Source organism: Streptomyces sp. NPDC043908 (genome assembly GCF_056435525.1).
This window is the reverse complement of sequence record NZ_JBWKEI010000011.1, coordinates 25,080-42,612: the sequence shown is the minus strand read 5'-3', so window position 1 is coordinate 42,612 and position 17,533 is coordinate 25,080. Positions and strand designations below refer to the sequence as shown.

The following is a 17,533-nucleotide window of genomic DNA, read 5'->3' as shown; positions in this document are numbered from 1 at the left end:
CGTTCCGCATCCCATCCGCACATCCGTAAAGAGGTCGTCATGGATCGCACCCAGGCTTACAACGACGTCATCCGCTTCCACGGCCACGAGTGCCCCGGCGCCGCCTTCGGCGTCCGGGTCGCCGAGGCCGGGCTCGCCGCCCTCGACCTCAAGGACCCGGGCACGCCCCTGGTCCTGGTCTCCGAGACCGACGCGTGTGCGGTCGACGCGCTCCAGGTGCTCACGGGCTGTACGTACGGCAAGCGCAACCTGATCCACCAGGACGCGGGCCGCAACGTCTTCACGCTCTGGGAGCGCGACGGCTCCCAGGGGGTGCGGATACGGGCGAAGGCGGACAGCGTCGTCTTCCGCACCGAGGAGATCTGGGCGCTGGCCGGCCGGATCGACGACGGCACCGCGACCCTGGAGGACGAGGCGTCCTTCGCACGGCTCCAGGGCGAGCGGATCGCGAAGCTGCTGAGCGTGGCGGACGAGGAGATCCTCGCGGTCGAGAAGGTCGAGGCACCCGCGCCGGGCGTCAAGCACCTGGCCCGCACGGACCTCTGCGTGGACTGCGGTGAGCCCACCAGTGTGGAGACGCTCCACGACCACCGGGGCCGCATGGTCTGCCCGGCCTGCCACCTGGCCGCGCACGGCGGGGTGCTGCCCGAGGGCCACGGCGACCACGGACACCACCCGCAGAGCCACCAGCACCGCCACGGCCACCAGCACGAGCACAAGCACTGACCGATGCCGACCGAGCGCGTACGTGCGGAAGGGGCCCAGGGGCCGTGACAGTGTTCGTGATCGGCGCGGCGGGCGGACTGGGACAGCTGGTGGTCCGTGCGCTGCGGGAGCGTGAGGTGGAGGTGGCCGTCCTGGCGCGGGACCCCGAGCGGGTCCCGGCCGGGCCGGGCGTGCGGGTGGTGACCGGGGACCTCTCGGACCCGGGCCCGGTCAGGGCGGCGGCCGAGGGCTGCGCGAGCCTGTTCCTCTCGGCCGCCTGCGACGTGGAGTGCCAGAGCGCCGCGGTGGACGTCGCCGCCGACGTGGGCGCGCGGCTGGTGAAGATGTCGCCGTGGCAGGCGGCGGTACGGGAGGACAGCCCGGCGCCCGGGGCCCGCCACCACTGGATCACCGAACGGTATCTGGCCAAGCGGGACCTGCCGTACACGATCCTGTCCCCCAACTACCCGATGCAGGAACTGATCCGGCACTACGCGCCCGAGGTGCGCCGGCGCGGGGTGCTGGTCGACCCGGCGGGCGGGCGCGGGGTGAGCGTCGTCGACGAGCACGACGTGGCCGAGGCCGCGGCCCGCGTCCTGACCGAGCCGGGGCACGAGGGCCGCACCTACGCCCTCACCGGCCCGGCCGCGCCCACCTTCGCCCAGCTCGCCCAGATGCTGGCCGGGCTGCTGTCGGCGCCGGTCTCGGCGCGGGAGCTCGCCGGGGCGGAGCTGGCGGCGTGGCTGGCGCGGGAGCACCGGCCGTGGGAGGCGGAACTGGACGCGCTCTTCGGCCAGTTCCGGGAGGGCGCGGGCGAGCCGGTGACCGACGACGTGCGCCGGCTCACCGGGCACGAGCCGCGCCCCGTCGCGGACTTCCTCAAGGCCCACCTCCCGCACTTCCTGCCGGACGCGGAGGGCTGAGCCGATGCCCGTGACCCCGCGCGCCGCCGAACGGGCGGTCGTCGCCGACGACTTCCTCGCCGCGGGCTTCGCCGCCCGCTCCGCGGTGGCGGCCGGACGGCTCCTCCTCGATCTGCGGATGCAGCACGAGGACGGCCTCGCCCCCGGCGGCGCCAAGATGGCGCAGCTCGGCCGCACCTGGTCGGGGCTGCTGCTGCGCAACCGGATCCGCGCCCGCTATCCGCGCGACGGGATGCTCACCGGCCCGGCCGACCGGGCGCCGGAGTCCCTGCGCAGACGCCGGGTGTGGCTGGTCGAGCCGCTGGACTCGGCCGAGGAGTACCACGCCGGCGGCGATCCGCACTGGTCGGTGCAGCTCGCGCTCTGGGAGCGGGAGCGGGGTGTGGTGGCCGCGGCCGTCGCGGTCCCCGCGCTGTGCGAGGTGGTGTGCACCGCGGACCGGGACGCGGGGTGGCGCCGGCCCCGGCCGGTGCCCCGGCAGCGGCCGAGGGTGGTGGTCGACACCCGCGACCCGGCCGCGTTCGCCCGTACGGTGGTGCGCCAGACCGGGGGCGAGCTGGTCCCGATGGGCTCGTCCGGGGCCAAGGTCCTGGCGGTGGTCCAGGGCGAGGCCGACGCCTACATCCACACCGCGGGCGCCTGGGAGTGGGGCGACGAGGCGCTGTTCCGGGTGGCCCGGGCGGCCGGGCTCCAGGTGAGCCGGCTGTACCCGCCGCAGGAGGGGCGGCCCGGTCCGGTGGACCCCGGCCGCCGGGCCCCGCTGGCGGTGATCTGCCGTCCGGGGCTGACCCGGGCGCTCCTGACCGCCTTCGCGGTGCACGGCATCCGGCCGGCCGCGACACTGCCGGCGCCCCGGGCCCGCCCGGGGTCACCGGCCGCGGGGTGAGGCCGGGGGGCCGGGCCCGGCCCCCCGGCCGATCGGGGCGTCGCCTCCGCGCGGCCGACTCCCCACCGGCGGCGCGGGCAGTCTTGACGCCCCTTCCCGCGCTCAACATACTGCCAACAATCAGGACCTCTGACAATCAGTCACCTGTTCTACGCCCGCCGCGTGTCGAGACGCCGGGTCGCCGATCCCTCCAGAACGGACAGGACCGAACCGAGATGGCCGACGACTTCACTTCCGTGTTCGAGCCCCCACTTGACCAGCTGCCCGACATCGACGACCTCGTCCGCGCGACCATGGAGTGGCACTTCTCGCCGCTGACCGGCAGCCCGTACTGGGTCGAGCGCGCCAAGGACTTCTCCTTCGACCCGCGCACCGACGTCCAGAGCCTGGCGGATCTGCGCCTGTTCGCGGACGTGCCGGTCGACTGGAGCCGGATAGCCGCCGACCAGCTGGTGCCGCGCGGCAGCGCGCCGGGCACGCGGTACGGGATCTACGAGTCGGGCGGGGCCACCGGAGCGCCCAAGCGGATCGTGGACGCCACCTCGCGGCGCCGCAACGTGCAGTGGCAGAGCCTGATGCTCGACGAGCAGGGATTCCCCTCGGGCGAGGGCAACTGGCTGCACATCGGCCCCACCGGGCCGCACGTCATGGCCAAGAACATCAGCACCCTCTCCGAACTGCGCGGCATGCTCTGCTACTTCGTCGACCTCGACCCGCGCTGGGTGCGGCGCTGTGTCAGCGAGGGGCGCCAGAGCGAGTTCCGCCGCTATGTCGACCACATCCTCGACCAGGTCAAGGACGTCCTGCGCACCCAGGACATCCGGGGCATCTCCACCACGCCGCGCATCCTGGAGTCCATCGGCGCCCGCGAGGACGTCCACGCCCTGCTGCGCGACAGCGTGCGCGGCATCATCTGGGGCGGCACCAGCATGGACGGCGAGACCCTGCGCCTGCTGGACGAGGAGATGTTCCCGCGGGCCAGGCTGGCCGGCGCGTACGGCAACACCATGATGGGCGTGGCCCCGCAGCGCACCCCGCGCCCGGGCGACGCGGCGCCGTGCGTCTTCCGCCCCTTCTATCCGTACACCGTCGTCGAACTCGTCGACCCCGCGCAGCCGGACCGGATCGTCTGCGACGACGAGGACGGGCGGGTCGTCATCACCGTGCTGACCCGGGACTACTTCACCCCGCCGACCCTGGAGCGGGACCTGGCGACCCGCCGCGCCGCGGTCGACGGCTTCCCCGGCATCGAGCTCTCCGGGGTCCGCCCGTACGAGTCGGTCGGCACCTCCGTGGTCGAAGGGGTGTACTGATGGACGGGGCCGAGGACCTGTACGAGATCCCGCTGATCCGGGCGGGTCTGCCCCGGCAGTCGGCCGAGCGCGCCGAACTCGCGGGCGTCGACGGCACCCCGCTGGCGCTGGTCCACCTCGCCCCGCCGCTGCTGGCGCGGCTGACCGTGGCGGACGCGCGGGCCGGGGCCGAGCGGACACCGGAGCCGGAGCGCATCGCGGCGGCGGGCGAGCTCTTCGCCACCGCGACCCTGGGCGGGCTGACACCGCAGGCCTACGGCGAACTCCAGTCCCGCGTCACGGGGGTGCCCGTCGCGGTGGCCCGGCACTCGCTGAACGATGTCGCCGAGACGTTCCGAGACGTGGGCGCGAAGTTCCTCGCCGAGCGCCCGGCCGGCGTCCCGGCCGCGCCCGTCCCGGGCGAGATCTCCACGGTGTGGACGCGCCGCGGCGACGTCCTCGCCGTGATCGCGCCCAGCAACAACCCCGGTACGCACACCCAGTGGCTCACCGCGCTGGCCTGCGGGTACCGGCTGGTGGTGCGGCCGGGGACCCGGGATCCGTTCACCCCGGCCCGGATGATCGCCGCACTCCTGGACGCGGGCGTCGCCCCGCACTACCTCTCGCTGCTGCCCGGCAGCCACGCCACCGGGGACGCGCTGGTGGAGGCGGCCGATCTGAGCCTGGTCTTCGGCGGGGACGCGGCGGCCCGGCGCTACGGCGAGGACCGCCGGGTCATCCTGCGCGGGCCGGGCCGCTCCAAGCTGCTGCACACCGGCGCGATCACCGAGCAGACCGTCGACGTGATCTGCCGTTCGGTGGGCTACGACGCGGGGATGCGCTGCACCAACGCGACCGCCGTGTTCACCGACGCCGACCCGGCGGCGCTGGCCGCGGCCGTGGCCGAGCGGCTGGCCCAACTGACCCCGGCGCCGCCCCAGTCGCCCGAGGCGCAGGTGCCGGTGCTGCCACTGGCGGAGGCGAAGGCGCTGCGCGAGCATCTGACGGCACGCCTGGAGGGGGCGGTCGACGTGGCCGCGCCGCTGTATCCCGAGGGGCCGGTGGCGGACCTCGGGGACGGGTCGGCCGCGCTGCGTCCCGCCGTCCTGCTCTGCGACCGCTCCGACCATCCCGGCGCCCGGATCGAGCTCTCGTTCCCGTGCGTGTGGATCCTGCCGTGGCGGCGCGAGGAGGGGTTCGGCCCGCTGCGGGACACCCTCGCCCTCACCATCCTCGGCGGCGACGAGCCGCTGGCGCGCGAGGCGCTGCGGGAGCGGTCGATCCGCAAGGTCCTGCTGGGCCCCATCCCCACGTACCAGGCGGGCCGGACCAGTCCGCACGACGGCTATCTGAGCCACGACCTGATGGAGGCCCGGGCCTTCGGCACCTCGGCCTGAGACGCGGCCCGCGAGCCGCCCGCGCGACCCCGCCCTACTGCGCTGCAACGACCCCTGGAGTGTGTGGAGATGACTCGAACCGTCCTGGTGACCGGCGGCGGCACCGGCATCGGCAAGGCGATAGCCGCGGCCTTCCTCGCCGACGGCGACCACGTCGTCATCAGCGGCCGCCGCGAGGACGTGCTGCTGAGGGCCGCCGAGGAGCTCGACGGCCGGGTGACGGCGCTGCCCTGCGACGTCACCGACCCCGAGCAGCTGGAGGGCCTGCGCGAGCGGCTGCCCGACGTGCTGCACGTCCTGGTCAACAACGCGGGCGGCAACCGGGAGTTCGACGCCCCGCCGCCGGGCGATCTGCGGGCCATGGCCGAACGCTGGCGGGCGAACCTGGAGGCGAACCTGCTGGGCGCCGTGCTGACCACGGCCGCCGTCGACAAGCAGCTCGCCTCCGGGGGCGCCGTGGTCAACATCAGCTCCTTCGCGGCAGACCGGGGCGCGGGCTCGTACGGCGCGGCCAAGGCGGCCATGAACAGCTGGAACATCTTCGCCGCCCGCCAGCTCGGGCCGCGCGGGGTGACCTGCAACGTGGTCGCGCCGGGCTACGTCGACAAGACGGAGTTCTTCCGCGACCGCCGCTCTGAGCAGTTCCACGAGGCCCGGGTGGCGGAGACCATGCTGGGCCGGGCCGGACAGCCCGAGGACATGGCGGCGGTCGTCCGGTTCCTCGCCTCGCCCGCCGCCCGCCACATCACCGGGCAGGTCGTCCGGGTCGACGGCGGCGTGATCCCCACCCGGTGAGGGCCCGTCGCTGAGCGGCGGACCGGTGCGGGCCGGCCGCCCGTCGTGCCCGTACCGGACCTCTACGATGGGCCCATGAGCGCGAGCAAGCACCTTCCGGATGCGCACTCCTCGCACCCGCGCACCACGGGCGAGGACGAGCGCCTGGACGTCGCGGTCGCCGTACTGACGCTGCTCGCGGACCGCACCCGGCTCGCCCTGCTCAAGGAGCTGGGCGCGGGCGAGGCCGATGTCACCACCCTCACCGAGGCCTGCGGGGCCGCCCGCCCCTCGGTCAGCCAGCACCTGGCCAAGCTGCGCCTGGCCGGTCTGGTGGCGACCCGCAAGGACGGACGCCGGGTGGTCTACTCGCTGCGCCACGGCCATCTGCGCCGGCTGGTCGACGAGGCCATGAACGTGGCCGACCACCAGCTCGGCGCCCTCCCGCCGCACGACTGACCCGCACGCCCGACCCGCGCGACCGGCCCGCCCGGCACCGGCGTCCCACGGGTGACGACCGCCGAACATGTGCATAAGTACGCACGCATTGGTTACGATGGGGTTCCCCGCACCTTCTCGTGCCCCCGGGACGGATCCCATGCTGTCCGTACTGCGCAACCGCACCTACCGCCACCTGTTCACCGCCCAGGTCGTCGCGCTCCTCGGCACCGGCCTCGCCACGGTCGCGCTGGGCCTGCTCGCCTACGACATGGCGGGCGGCCACGCCTCGGCCGTCCTCGGCACCGCGCTGGCGATCAAGATGGTGGCGTACGTGGGCGTCGCCCCGCTCGTGGGCGCCTTCGCCCACCGCGTCCCGCGCCGGGCCCTGCTCGTGGCGAGCGATCTGCTGCGCGCGGGCGTGGCCCTGACCCTGCCGTTCGTCGCGCAGGTCTGGCAGGTGTACGTCCTGATCTTCCTCCTCCAGGCGGCCTCGGCCGCCTTCACGCCGGTCTTCCAGGCGACCGTGCCCGAGGTGCTGCCCGCCGAGCGCGACTACACCCACGCGCTGTCCATGTCACGCCTCGCCTACGACCTGGAGAGCCTGCTGAGCCCCGCACTCGCGGCCCTGCTGCTCACCGCGGTCTCCTACCACTGGCTCTTCGCGGGCACGACCCTGGGCTTCCTGGCGTCCGCCGCCCTGGTCGTGTCGGCCGTACTGCCCCGGCCCGCGCCGGAGCCCGCGCGCACCGGGGGCGCGTACGCCACGGCGGCGTCCGGGGCCAGGCTGTTCTGGGCGGAGCCGCGACTGCGGGCGCTGCTCGCCCTCGACCTCGCGGTGGCGGCGGCCGGCGCGATGGTCTTCGTCAACACGGTGGTCGTGGTGCGCGGCCACTTCCACGAGTCCGCCGGGGCGGTCTCGCTGGCCCTCGGCGCGTACGGCGCGGGCTCCATCGCCGCCGCCCTGTGGCTCCCCAGGCTGCTGTCCCGGGCGAGCGACCGCGCGGTGATGCTCCGCGCCGCCTACGCGCTGCCGGGCGTCCTGGTCGCGGTGGCCCTCACCACCCTGGCCCCGGCGGGGAGCGGGAGCTGGGCGGGGATGCTGGTGACCTGGGCGGCGATCGGCGCGGCCAGTTCGGCGGTGCTGACCCCCGGGGGCCGGCTGATCCGGCGCTGCGCGCCCGCCGCCGAACTTCCCGCCGCGTTCGCCGCCCAGTTCTCGCTCTCCCACGGCTGCTGGCTGCTGACGTATCCGCTGGCGGGATGGCTGGCGGCGGGGGCCGGGGTGCCGGTGACGGCCGGGGTGCTGGGGGTGGTCTCGCTGGCGGCGGCAGCGGCGGCGACGGCGGTGTGGCCGCGGGAACGCGCGCCGGAGCGGGCGGCCGTACACCGGGCGACGGTGTCCGTGCGCTGACGGCACGTCACGTACGGGAAACCACCGGGAACACGGGAAGATCCGGGAAAAGCGGACCGCCCCGGCCGGGCGTGGTGCCGGCCGGGGCGGTCGGGTGCCGCTCGGGATCAGCCGAGGAGCGCGAGGGCCTCGTTGAAGGTCGTCGACGGGCGCATGACCGCCGCCGCCTTCGCCGGGTCGGGCTGGTAGTAGCCACCGATCTCGGCCGGGGAGCCCTGGACCGCGATCAGCTCGGCGACGATGGTCTCCTCCTGCTCGGCCAGCGTCTTGGCCAGCGGGGCGAAGGCCTGCGCGAGCTGCGCGTCCTCGGTCTGCCTGGCCAGCTCCTGGGCCCAGTACAGGGCCAGGTAGAAGTGGCTGCCGCGGTTGTCGATGCCGCCGAGCTTGCGGCTCGGGGACTTGTCCTCGTTGAGGAAGGAGCCCGTGGCGCGGTCGAGCGTGTCGGCCAGGACCTGGGCGCGCGCGTTGCCCTTGGTCGTGGCGAGGTGCTCGAAGCTGACCGCAAGGGCCAGGAACTCACCCAGGCTGTCCCAGCGCAGGTAGTTCTCCTTGACCAGCTGCTGGACGTGCTTGGGCGCGGAGCCGCCGGCGCCCGTCTCGAAGAGGCCGCCGCCGTTCATCAGCGGGACCACGGAGAGCATCTTGGCGCTGGTGCCCAGCTCCAGGATCGGGAAGAGGTCGGTGAGGTAGTCGCGCAGCACGTTGCCGGTGACGGAGATCGTGTTCTCGCCGCGGCGGATGCGCTCCACCGACAGCTTGGTGGCCTCGACCGGGGCGAGGATCCGGATGTCCAGGCCGTCGGTGTCGTGCTCGCCCAGGTACTGGCGGACCTTGGCGATCAGGTTGGCGTCGTGGGCGCGGGTCTCGTCGAGCCAGAAGACGGCCGGGTCACCGGTGGCACGGGCGCGGGTGACGGCGAGCTTCACCCAGTCCTTGATCGGCGCGTCCTTGGTCTGGCAGGCGCGGAAGATGTCGCCGGCCGCGACGGCCTGCTCCAGGACGACGTCGCCGTTCTGGTCGACCAGGCGGACGGTGCCGGTGGTGGAGATCTCGAAGGTCTTGTCGTGGCTGCCGTACTCCTCGGCCTTCTGCGCCATGAGGCCGACGTTCGGCACGGAGCCCATCGTCGCCGGGTCGTAGGCGCCGTGGGCGCGGCAGTCCTCGATCACGGCCTGATAGACGCCGGAGTAGGAGGAGTCCGGGAGCACCGCGAGGGTGTCGGCCTCCTGGCCGTCCGGGCCCCACATGTGGCCGGAGGTGCGGATCATGGCCGGCATGGAGGCGTCCACGATCACGTCGGACGGCACGTGCAGGTTGGTGATGCCCTTGTCGGAGTCGACCATGGCGAGCGCGGGGCCCTCGGCCAGCTCGGCGTCGAAGGAGGCCTTGATCTCGTCGCCGTTCGGCAGGGCCGCGAGGCCCGCGAGGATCCCGCCCAGACCGTCGTTGGGGGTCAGGCCCGCGGCGGCGAGCGCCTCGCCGTACTTGGCGAAGGTGCCGGGGAAGAAGGCGCGCACGACGTGACCGAAGACGATCGGGTCGGAGACCTTCATCATCGTGGCCTTGAGGTGCACGGAGAACAGCACGCCCTCCTGCTTGGCCCGGGCGATCTGCGCGGTCAGGAACTCGCGCAGCGCGGCGACGCGCATCACCGAGGCGTCGACGACCTCGCCGGCCAGGACCGGTACCGACTCGCGCAGCACGGTGGTCGAGCCGTCGTCGCCCTTGAGCTCGATGCGCAGCGTGCCGTCGGCCGGCATGACCGCGGACTTCTCCGTGGAGCGGAAGTCGTTCTCGCCCATGGTCGCCACGTTGGTCCTGGACTCGGGGGTCCAGGCGCCCATGCGGTGCGGGTGGGCCTTGGCGTAGTTCTTCACCGAGGCGGGGGCGCGGCGGTCGGAGTTGCCCTCGCGCAGCACCGGGTTGACGGCGCTGCCCTTGACCTTGTCGTAGCGGGCGCGGATGTCGCGCTCCTCGTCGGTCTTCGGGTCGTCCGGGTAGTCCGGGAGGGCGTAGCCCTGCGCCTGAAGCTCGGCGACGGCGGCCTTGAGCTGCGGGATCGAGGCCGAGATGTTCGGCAGCTTGATGATGTTGGCGTCGGGCGTCTTCGCCAGCTCGCCGAGCTCGGCGAGGGCGTCGTCGATGCGCTGCCCCTCCTGGAGGTACTCCGGGAAGAGGGCGATGATCCGCCCGGCCAGCGAGATGTCCCGCGTCTCCACAGTGACCCCGGCCGTCGAGGCATACGCCTGGACCACAGGCAGGAACGAGTACGTCGCCAGCGCGGGCGCCTCGTCAGTGTGGGTGTAGATGATGGTCGAGTCAGTCACCGGGTGCTCCACTCCACGTATGCAACATTGCTCGACATCAAGATATCTCGTGGCGGCCCCGGCCCGGACAGGGCCCTGCCCCGGGGTGGCGGGCCCTGGAAGGGGCCCGGGAACGGGAGAAAACACACGGAAAGCCGCCTTCTCCGATGGAGAAGACGGCTTCCGACCTGCGAAAACGCTGGTCGGGACGACAGGATTTGAACCTGCGACCCCTTGACCCCCAGTCAAGTGCGCTACCAAGCTGCGCCACGTCCCGGTGCCCGTCTGACCTGGGGTTTCCCCCGGCCGAACGTGCACGAGAACAATACCGCACTTCGACCGGTGGTCACGAACCGCTTTCGGCCGTCGGGTCCGGCGCCGTGGAGCGGCGCCGCTGGCCGCCCGCGAAATACGCCACCAGATCCGGGGCCGGCGGCTCGACCCGGCGGGGCGTGCCGCCGTCGCGCAGGGACATGGTCGCCTCGTAGCCCGCCGCCACCGCCATCCGCGCGGCGACCGGCGAGGTGTCGGTGGGGCCGCCCTCGCGGGCGAACCGCAGGAACTCGTCCATCAGCAGCGGGTCCGCCCCGCCGTGCCCCGAGTCGTCCCGGGCGGGCGGCACCTCGTGGACCTCGTCGGGCTCGTCCCGGAAGTGGGAGCGGCGGGTGTTCCACACCTTGACCCGGCTGCCCGGCCCGTCGCCGAAGTTCTCCAGGCGGCCCGCGTCCCCGATGACGGTGTAGTTGCGCCAGTAGTCGGGGGTGAAGTGGCACTGCTGGTAGGCGGCGAGCACCCCGTTGTCCAGGCGCATGTTCAGCAGGGAGACGTCCTCGATGTCGATCACCGGGTTGAGCGCCCGCTGGGTGTGCGGCGGCCAGTGGCCGTCCTTGGTGTACCAGTCGTCCGCCTTGGGCTCCCCCGCCGCGCGCCGGTGCGGGTTGTCCCCGTAGACCATGAGGTCGCCCATCGCCTGGACGTCGCGCGCGTAGCCGCCGGCCAGCCAGTGCAGCACGTCGATGTCGTGGGCGGCCTTCTGGAGCAGCAGCCCGGTGGTGCGGGCCCGCTCGGCGTGCCAGTCCTTGAAGTACCAGTCGCCGCCGTAGCCGACGAAATGGCGGATCCACACCGTCTTGACGGCCCCGATCGCCCCACGCCCGACCAGGTCGCGCATCAGCCGGACCACCGGCATGTGGCGCATGTTGTGGCCGACGTAGAGCCGCGAGCCGGTCTCGTACGCCGTACGCAGGATCGTGTCGCAGCGCTCGACCGAGATGTCCAGGGGCTTCTCCACCAGCACGGCCTTGCCGGTGCGCAGGGCCGTGCAGGCGAGGTCGGCGTGGGTGTGGTCGGGAGTGAGGACGAGCAGGGCGTCGATGCCGGGGTCCTCGACGACCTTGCGGTGGTCGCCGGTCAGGGCGGCCTCGGGGAAGGCCCCGGCCGCCTCCGCGCGGGCCCGGGGGTCGGGGTCGGCGAGCGCGGTCACGACGGCGCCGCGGCCGGGGCGGTGGGCGACGCGGGCGAGGCTGCCGCGCAGGCCGTAGCCGAGGACGCCGATACGGAGGTCGGTCATGGTCAACTTCCTTACGGTCCGGGCGGGATGGCCCGCTCGCCGGGCCGCCCCGCTGCCCGATGATGACATCGGCGCCCGGGCCGGTGCCGCGCGCCGGGGCGCGCGCCTGCGACGACGCTTTCGCGCCATCTCCACCGGACTCCGCTCCAAGGCGCCGGTGCGCGGTCCTGCCCGAGGGGCGCCGGGTGAAACGATCAGGTTCGCACAGGCGGAGGCCGTACGGCGGATGGCCGAAGGGCCTCCAAACGCGTTCACGCGCGGCCTCTCCGCGCTTTCCCGGGTGCTCCTCGATGCCATTTCGGTGCGCATCCGGGACCAGAACCTGTCCCTCAGTGCCGTATGCCCACGAAACCTTTGCCGTTGGCATGTGGCAAGAAGACGAGACCGGGGAATGCCAACCGAGTGGAACCGAGGAGGCCAACCTCACAGAACACACCAGTAGTCAAACGTCAACACGCCCTGTTTCGGCCAAAGTTGACAAGGACGTTGTAGCGCCAATGAATGATCAACAACATGAGTGGGTCGGCCTCTTCGGGACGGGGACCACTGCCGATGCACCACCTGCTCGAACACCGTGACGAGCAGGCGTTTCGCGGAGGAGGGCTCGCCATGGACGGATACTTCAGCAGCCGCCCGCACCATCAACTACGGGAGCGTGTACGCCAGTTCGCGGAACGCGAGATCCGGCCCCGGATAGCGGCGATGGAGGCGGCGCGTTCCGTCCAGTACGACCTGTCACGACTGATCGCCCGGCAGGGCTGGATAGGTGCCACCGTCAGTCCGTCGTACGGAGGGATGGGGGTCGGACACCTCGGAAAGACGATCATCATCGAGGAGCTCTCCCGGGTCAGCGGCGCCATGGGCGCCATGGTCCAGGCCTCCCAGCTGGGGGTGGCCAAGATAGTCCACTTCGGCAGTGAGGAGCAGAAGAAGCACTGGCTGCCCGCGATCGCCGCCGGTGACTGCCTGCCCACGATCGCGGTGACCGAGCCCGAGTCCGGCGGGCATGTCCTCGGGATGACGGCGAGCGCGGTCCGCGACGGCGACAGCTACGTCCTCAACGGGCGCAAGGTGTACGTGGGGAACAGCCATGTCGGGGACGTGCACGGCGTCGTCGTCCGCACCGGCCCCGGCTCCGGCGGGCTGACCGCGTTCCTCGTCGAGTCCGACCGGCCCGGGTTCTCCCTCGGCGCCGAGCGCGACACGATGGGCCTGCACGGCTTCAGCTTCGGCGAACTCCGCTTCGACAACTGCCGGGTGCCGGTGGAGAGCCGCCTCGGCGAGGAGGGCGACGGGCTCGCCGTGGCCTACTCCTCCAGCGTCCTGTACGGCCGGGCCAATCTGACGGCCGTCTCGCTCGGCATCCACCGGGCGATCCTGGAGGAGACCAGCCGGTTCTGCGCGGAGCGTGTCCGCTACGGAAAACCGCTGTACGAACTGCCCAACATCAAGATCAAGCTGGGCCAGCTCCAGTCCCGGCTGATGACGGCCCGGCTCGCGGCCTACCACGCGGTGCACCTGCTCGACCAGGGGCTCCCGTGCGACGCCGAGCTGATGAACGCCAAGGTGGTCAACGTCGAGTCCACGCTCGACTCGGCCCGCAGCGCCATGGAGATCCACGCGGCGGCCGGTCTCTTCACCGACTGCCCCATCGAGCGGTACCTGCGCGACGCGCACCACATCTTCGCCCCGGCCGGCACCACGGACGTCCAGCTGCTGCGGCTGGCGGAGGTGGCGCTGGGCACGGCGAAGGGCCAGTGGTCCCAGCGGCTCTCCGACGTCGTACGCACGGACGAGTTCGCGGCGGCCCACTGACCGCGCGGAAGTCATCGGGGGCGGCGGTCAGAAGCCGCCGTCCTCCCGGTGGTGGATCTGCTCGATCAGCTCGGCCGCCATCGACTTGATCGTCTCGAGACCGGCCCGGCCCCACGGCCGGGGCTCGGTGTCGACGACGCAGATCGTGCCGAGCGCGATACCGGTCCGGTCGATCAGCGGCGCGCCCAGATAGGAGCGGATGCCGATCTCGTCGACCACCGGGTTGCCCGCGAACCGCGGATAGTCGCAGACGTCCTCCAGGACCAGGGCTTTTCGGCGCACCACGACGTGCGGGCAGTAGCCGTGGTCGCGGGCCATGAAACGGCTCACCCCGCCGGCCGCGGCCACCGCGTTCAGATCGGTGCCCGCGTGCGCCCCCTCGGGGGTGTGCAGCCCGGCGAAGAACTGCTGGTGCTCGTCGATGAAGTTGACCATCGAATAGGGCGCCCCGGTGACCTCCGCGAGTTTGTGCGCGAACTCGTCGAACGCCGGATCGACGTGCTCCCCGATACCGAGCTGGCGCAGCCGCTGGACGCGGACGGGCGCCTCCTGGTCGACCGGGGTGAGCAGCAGATGGCCGGTGGGGTCGTACGTCATGTGTGGGCTCCATGGCTGGTGGCGGCCGGAAAGGTGGACAGCAGGTGCTGGACCAGGGTGACCAGGGTCCCGATCCCGGAGCTGCCGATACGGGCGTCGCACAGCACGACGGGAACCTCCGGCTTGAGGTCTATGGCGGAGCGGACCTCGTCGGGGCTGTAGCGGTAGGCACCGTCGAACTCGTTGACCGCGACGAGGAAGCCGATCCCGCGCCGCTCGAAGAAGTCCACGGCGGAGAAGCAGTCCTCCAGGCGCCGGGTGTCGGCGAGGATCACCGCGCCGAGCGCGCCCTCGGAGAGCTCGTCCCACATGAACCAGAACCGCTCCTGTCCGGGCGTGCCGAACAGGTACAGCACATGCCGCTCGTCGAGCGTGATGCGCCCGAAGTCCATGGCGACCGTCGTGGTGGTCTTGGACTCGACCCCTTCGAGGCTGTCGTGCGCCACGCTGACCGTGGTGAGCAGCTCCTCGGTGGAGAGCGGTTCGATCTCGCTGACCGCGCCCACGAAGGTCGTCTTGCCGACCCCGAAGCCGCCGGCGACGAGGATCTTCAGCGCGGTGGGGAAGAGATCCACGGCGGGGCTGACGTCAGAGCCGTCGTCGTAGGCCATCGAGCACTGCCTCCAGCAGAGAACGGTCGGTCGGGGTGTGGTGGAAGCGGGGTGCGCGGGCCGTCACCGCTCCGCAGTCCACCAGGTCGGACAGCAGCACCTTGGTGACGACGGCGGGCAGCCGCAGATGGGCCGCGATCTCCGCCACCGAGGTGGGTCCCTCGCAGAGCCCGAGCGCCTGGGAGTGCTCGGGCCCCAGCGGTGCCTGGGGCGGCTGTCCGGTCGCCATCACCTGCGAGAGCAGGTCCAGCGTGGCGGTCGGCCGGGTGCGCCCGTTGCTGACGGTGTACGGCCGGATCAGCCGCCCGGCCGCGTCGTCCAGCCATGGGCCGTCCTGCGGGGCGGGCACGCTCAGCGCCTCGTGCCGCTCGGCGTGCCGGCGCCTTGCCGGGCCGGCGTCACGAGATAGGGCCGTACGCTCTTGACCAGCATCGCCATCTCGTACCCGAGCACCGCCGCGTCCGCCTCGCGCCCGGCGAGTACGGCCAGACAGGTGCCCGAGCCGGCCGTGGAGACGAAGAGCAGCGTGGAGTCGAGCTCCACCACCACCTGGCGGACCTCGCCGCCGTCGCCGAAGCGCGCGCCCGCGCTGCGGCCCAGCGAGTAGAGCCCGGAGGCGAGGGCCGCCATGTGGTCGGCGCTGTCGACGTCGAGACCGTGCACGGACTTCACCAGCCCGTCGGAGGAGAGCAGGACCGCGTTGCGTGTGTAGGGCACCCGCTGGACCAGTCCGCTGAGCAGCCAGTCGAGGTCCGAGACGTGTCCGGTCGGCGCATCGCTCGCCATGGTGCATCTACTCCTTGGAGTGTTCGGCGTCAGTTTCTGCCGGGTGCTGTAACGACTGGGCGGGGTGGGGCGGGTGCGGCTGCGGTACGGCCGTGTGGTCGTGCGGGGCGGGCTGCGACTCGGCGAGGCCGATGCCCCGCTGGAACGCCGCCATCAGCCCCGGGTCGTGCACGGCGTGCTCGTCCTCCCTGCGGGCGGCCGGGGCGTCGCGCAACTGCGGGACGAGATGCTCCTGGCTGCGGCGCCGGGGCAGATCGGGGCGGCCCGCGCCGCGCACCGTACCGTTCGCCGGGGGTATGGGAGGCACCGCGGTCTCCCCGGTGACCCGGTGGGTGCCGGGGACGGCGGCGGCCGGGCCCGGTCGCTCCTCGTGGGCGGCGCGGACCGGGAGGGGTGCGGTGCCCTGGGCGGACACGGTCTCGCCGTGCCGGGGCCGGCCGGGCGACGACGCCGGTGGCTCGGCGTGCTCGGGCGTGCGGGGGGCGGGCGGCGTCATCGGCGCCGCGGCCGGGGCCGGCGGGGGTGCCTGCGGAGGGACCGCGGGGGCCTGGGGCTGGGCCGGGAGGGGGGTGCGGGCGGGCTCGGGCAGGGGTTGCCGCTCGCTCGACTGCCCCTCCTTCGGGGCTTCGGAGTCGGCGCCCAACAGGCCCTGCGGCAGCACCAGTACGGCCTGGACGCCGCCGTAGATGTTGGTCTGGAGGCGGACGGCGATGCCGTGCCGGCGGGCCAGCGCCGAGACCACGAACAGGCCGATCCGGCCGTCCTGGAGGAGGTGGGCGACATTCACCTGATCGGGGTCGGCGAGCAGCGCGTTCATCTTGTTCTGCTCGGTGACCGGCATGCCCAGGCCCCGGTCCTCGACCTCGACCGCGAGCCCGGCGGTCACCAGCTGGGCGCGCAGCAGGACCTGGGTGTGCGGGGCGGAGAACAGAGTGGCGTTCTCGACGAGTTCGGCCAGCAGGTGGATGACGTCGGCGACCGCGTGGCCGCGCAGGGTGCCGTCGATCGGCGGCACCAGCTTGACCCGGGGGTACTGCTCGACCTCGGCGATCGAGGAGCGCAGCACCTCGGTCATGGTCACCGGGTGGGACCACTGGCGGCGGGAGATGGCACCGCCGAGGACGGCGAGGTTCTCCGCGTGCCGGCGGATGCGGGTGGCCAGGTGGTCGACGTGGAAGAGGCCCTTGAGCAGCTCCGGGTCCTCGACCTCGTTCTCCAGCTCGTCCAGGAGCTGGATCTCGCGGTGCACCAGGGACTGGAGGCGGCGGGCGAGGTTGACGAAGACCTCGACCTTCTGTTCGTTGCCGACGCTGCTGGAGAGCTGGGACGCCTGCACCACGGCGGCGACGGCCGCCTCGTGGGAGCGGGTCAGCTCGTGCGCCAGGAGGTCGAACTCGTCCGCGCCGGGCGGAAGTTGCGCGGGTCCGCGACGGGCGGGCGGGCCCTCGCCGCGGCGCAGTCCGTCGACCACCGTGCGCAGGTCGGCGGCCGAGCGGGCGCTGCCCCTGCGCAGTCCGTTGGCGCGTGCGAGCACGGTCCTGGCGGCCCGGTCGGCGCCGATGGCGGCGGCGGCCACGGCCGCGAGGGCGAGCAGCGCCATCCCGGCGAGCGCGGCCCAGAGCGTCTTCGAGGGGTGGGCGTGGGTGGAGTGGAGGGTGACGACGACGGCGGCCGTGCCGCACAGCACGGCGGCCAGGGCGGGCAGCACCGCGCTGCGCAGCAGCTGGGGCCGTATCCGGCTCTCGGTGGACGGGCGCTGCCCGCTCGGCGGACGTCCCGCCGGGGCCGGGGCGCCCGCGGGTGCGGCCGGGGGGGTCGCCCGGTGTGCCGTACGTCCGTGCCGCCCGCCCTCGCGGCGGTCGGACCGCGCGGCGGGTGCGCGAAGATGAGACATCTGCGTCCTCGGTACGTGGGGTCCCAGAGATCGTGGTCCCGGGCCCCGCTCGTTCCATGAGGGCCCGCGTTGATCGTCGGCCACTCACAGTAGGGGTCAACCCCTCACCCTCGGTGCGCAGTTGG

The 17,533-nt window shown here is 73.0% G+C and carries 16 protein-coding genes and 1 tRNA gene; 9 read left to right on the top strand and 8 right to left on the bottom strand.

What is annotated here, in order from left to right; all coding sequences use genetic code 11:
• The first annotated feature begins 39 nt into the window (after positions 1-39).
• From AC069K_RS23830 to AC069K_RS23795, 8 genes are all read left to right on the top strand, one after another.
• The gene (locus tag AC069K_RS23830) at positions 40-726 is read left to right on the top strand and encodes an FmdE family protein (RefSeq protein ID WP_478619542.1); all 687 of its coding nucleotides are present in this window, start codon (positions 40-42) and stop codon (positions 724-726) included.
• A 44-nt stretch (positions 727-770) separates the two neighbouring features.
• The gene (locus tag AC069K_RS23825; protein ID WP_478619540.1) at positions 771-1,628 is read left to right on the top strand and encodes an NAD(P)H-binding protein; all 858 of its coding nucleotides are present in this window, start codon (positions 771-773) and stop codon (positions 1,626-1,628) included.
• A 4-nt stretch (positions 1,629-1,632) separates the two neighbouring features.
• Positions 1,633-2,514, top strand: a complete 882-nt coding sequence (locus tag AC069K_RS23820; RefSeq protein WP_478619537.1) for an inositol monophosphatase family protein — start codon at positions 1,633-1,635, stop codon at positions 2,512-2,514.
• A gap of 215 nt (positions 2,515-2,729) precedes the next feature.
• A complete protein-coding gene (locus AC069K_RS23815; protein WP_478619534.1) occupies positions 2,730-3,827 on the top strand; it encodes a phenazine biosynthesis protein in 1,098 nt (365 codons plus the stop codon).
• Positions 3,827-5,203 carry an aldehyde dehydrogenase family protein gene (locus AC069K_RS23810; RefSeq protein WP_365106525.1) on the top strand — a complete coding sequence of 459 codons (1,377 nt, stop codon included), beginning with the start codon at positions 3,827-3,829 and terminating at the stop codon, positions 5,201-5,203. Before AC069K_RS23815 ends, AC069K_RS23810 begins: the two co-directional genes overlap by 1 nt.
• Positions 5,204-5,272: 69 nt before the next feature.
• Positions 5,273-5,998: an SDR family NAD(P)-dependent oxidoreductase gene (locus AC069K_RS23805; RefSeq protein ID WP_358836052.1), complete on the top strand. Its 726-nt coding sequence runs from the start codon at positions 5,273-5,275 to the stop codon at positions 5,996-5,998.
• A gap of 75 nt (positions 5,999-6,073) precedes the next feature.
• Positions 6,074-6,436 carry an ArsR/SmtB family transcription factor gene (locus tag AC069K_RS23800; protein ID WP_478619531.1) on the top strand — a complete coding sequence of 121 codons (363 nt, stop codon included), beginning with the start codon at positions 6,074-6,076 and terminating at the stop codon, positions 6,434-6,436.
• Positions 6,437-6,575: 139 nt separating this feature from the next.
• Positions 6,576-7,829, top strand: a complete 1,254-nt coding sequence (locus AC069K_RS23795) for an MFS transporter (RefSeq protein ID WP_478619528.1) — start codon at positions 6,576-6,578, stop codon at positions 7,827-7,829.
• Positions 7,830-7,936: 107 nt separating this feature from the next.
• Here AC069K_RS23795 and AC069K_RS23790 read toward each other — a convergent pair whose 3' ends face one another.
• From AC069K_RS23790 to AC069K_RS23780, 3 genes are all read right to left on the bottom strand, one after another.
• Complete coding sequence (locus tag AC069K_RS23790; protein WP_478619525.1) at positions 7,937-10,156, bottom strand: NADP-dependent isocitrate dehydrogenase; 2,220 nt, start codon at positions 10,154-10,156, stop codon at positions 7,937-7,939.
• Positions 10,157-10,335: 179 nt separating this feature from the next.
• Positions 10,336-10,412, bottom strand: a tRNA-Pro gene (locus AC069K_RS23785).
• Positions 10,413-10,481: 69 nt separating this feature from the next.
• Positions 10,482-11,705: a Gfo/Idh/MocA family protein gene (locus tag AC069K_RS23780; RefSeq protein WP_478619522.1), complete on the bottom strand. Its 1,224-nt coding sequence runs from the start codon at positions 11,703-11,705 to the stop codon at positions 10,482-10,484.
• 609 nt (positions 11,706-12,314) lie between these two features.
• On the opposite strand from AC069K_RS23780, the gene AC069K_RS23775 reads away from it, so the two are divergent.
• Positions 12,315-13,520 carry an acyl-CoA dehydrogenase family protein gene (locus AC069K_RS23775; RefSeq protein WP_358836057.1) on the top strand — a complete coding sequence of 402 codons (1,206 nt, stop codon included), beginning with the start codon at positions 12,315-12,317 and terminating at the stop codon, positions 13,518-13,520.
• Positions 13,521-13,547: 27 nt separating this feature from the next.
• Here AC069K_RS23775 and AC069K_RS23770 read toward each other — a convergent pair whose 3' ends face one another.
• From AC069K_RS23770 to AC069K_RS23750, 5 genes are read right to left on the bottom strand one after another with little or no spacing between them, the layout of a single operon-like run.
• Positions 13,548-14,117: a GAF domain-containing protein gene (locus AC069K_RS23770; RefSeq protein WP_478619518.1), complete on the bottom strand. Its 570-nt coding sequence runs from the start codon at positions 14,115-14,117 to the stop codon at positions 13,548-13,550.
• Complete coding sequence (locus AC069K_RS23765) at positions 14,114-14,728, bottom strand: GTP-binding protein (protein WP_365106505.1); 615 nt, start codon at positions 14,726-14,728, stop codon at positions 14,114-14,116. Before AC069K_RS23765 ends, AC069K_RS23770 begins: the two co-directional genes overlap by 4 nt.
• Positions 14,706-15,077, bottom strand: a complete 372-nt coding sequence (locus AC069K_RS23760; RefSeq protein ID WP_365106503.1) for a DUF742 domain-containing protein — start codon at positions 15,075-15,077, stop codon at positions 14,706-14,708. Before AC069K_RS23760 ends, AC069K_RS23765 begins: the two co-directional genes overlap by 23 nt.
• A gap of 2 nt (positions 15,078-15,079) precedes the next feature.
• On the bottom strand, positions 15,080-15,514 hold the full coding sequence (locus tag AC069K_RS23755) for a roadblock/LC7 domain-containing protein (protein ID WP_067166122.1): 435 nt from the start codon (positions 15,512-15,514) through the stop codon (positions 15,080-15,082).
• 7 nt (positions 15,515-15,521) lie between these two features.
• Complete coding sequence (locus tag AC069K_RS23750; RefSeq protein ID WP_478619513.1) at positions 15,522-17,408, bottom strand: ATP-binding protein; 1,887 nt, start codon at positions 17,406-17,408, stop codon at positions 15,522-15,524.
• Between the last annotated feature and the right edge of the window lie 125 nt (positions 17,409-17,533).

What these genes read in the sequence shown, in the direction of transcription:
- AC069K_RS23765 (WP_365106505.1), bottom strand. Translation starts at nt 14,728, where the DNA reads ATGGCCTACGACGACGGCTCTGACGTCAGCCCCGCCGTGGATCTCTTC.
- AC069K_RS23795 (WP_478619528.1), top strand. Translation starts at nt 6,576, where the DNA reads ATGCTGTCCGTACTGCGCAACCGCACCTACCGCCACCTGTTCACCGCC.
- AC069K_RS23750 (WP_478619513.1), bottom strand. Translation starts at nt 17,408, where the DNA reads ATGTCTCATCTTCGCGCACCCGCCGCGCGGTCCGACCGCCGCGAGGGC.
- AC069K_RS23755 (WP_067166122.1), bottom strand. Translation starts at nt 15,514, where the DNA reads ATGGCGAGCGATGCGCCGACCGGACACGTCTCGGACCTCGACTGGCTG.
- AC069K_RS23820 (WP_478619537.1), top strand. Translation starts at nt 1,633, where the DNA reads ATGCCCGTGACCCCGCGCGCCGCCGAACGGGCGGTCGTCGCCGACGAC.
- AC069K_RS23810 (WP_365106525.1), top strand. Translation starts at nt 3,827, where the DNA reads ATGGACGGGGCCGAGGACCTGTACGAGATCCCGCTGATCCGGGCGGGT.
- AC069K_RS23805 (WP_358836052.1), top strand. Translation starts at nt 5,273, where the DNA reads ATGACTCGAACCGTCCTGGTGACCGGCGGCGGCACCGGCATCGGCAAG.
- AC069K_RS23800 (WP_478619531.1), top strand. Translation starts at nt 6,074, where the DNA reads ATGAGCGCGAGCAAGCACCTTCCGGATGCGCACTCCTCGCACCCGCGC.
- AC069K_RS23775 (WP_358836057.1), top strand. Translation starts at nt 12,315, where the DNA reads ATGGACGGATACTTCAGCAGCCGCCCGCACCATCAACTACGGGAGCGT.
- AC069K_RS23815 (WP_478619534.1), top strand. Translation starts at nt 2,730, where the DNA reads ATGGCCGACGACTTCACTTCCGTGTTCGAGCCCCCACTTGACCAGCTG.
- AC069K_RS23770 (WP_478619518.1), bottom strand. Translation starts at nt 14,117, where the DNA reads ATGACGTACGACCCCACCGGCCATCTGCTGCTCACCCCGGTCGACCAG.
- AC069K_RS23780 (WP_478619522.1), bottom strand. Translation starts at nt 11,705, where the DNA reads ATGACCGACCTCCGTATCGGCGTCCTCGGCTACGGCCTGCGCGGCAGC.
- AC069K_RS23830 (WP_478619542.1), top strand. Translation starts at nt 40, where the DNA reads ATGGATCGCACCCAGGCTTACAACGACGTCATCCGCTTCCACGGCCAC.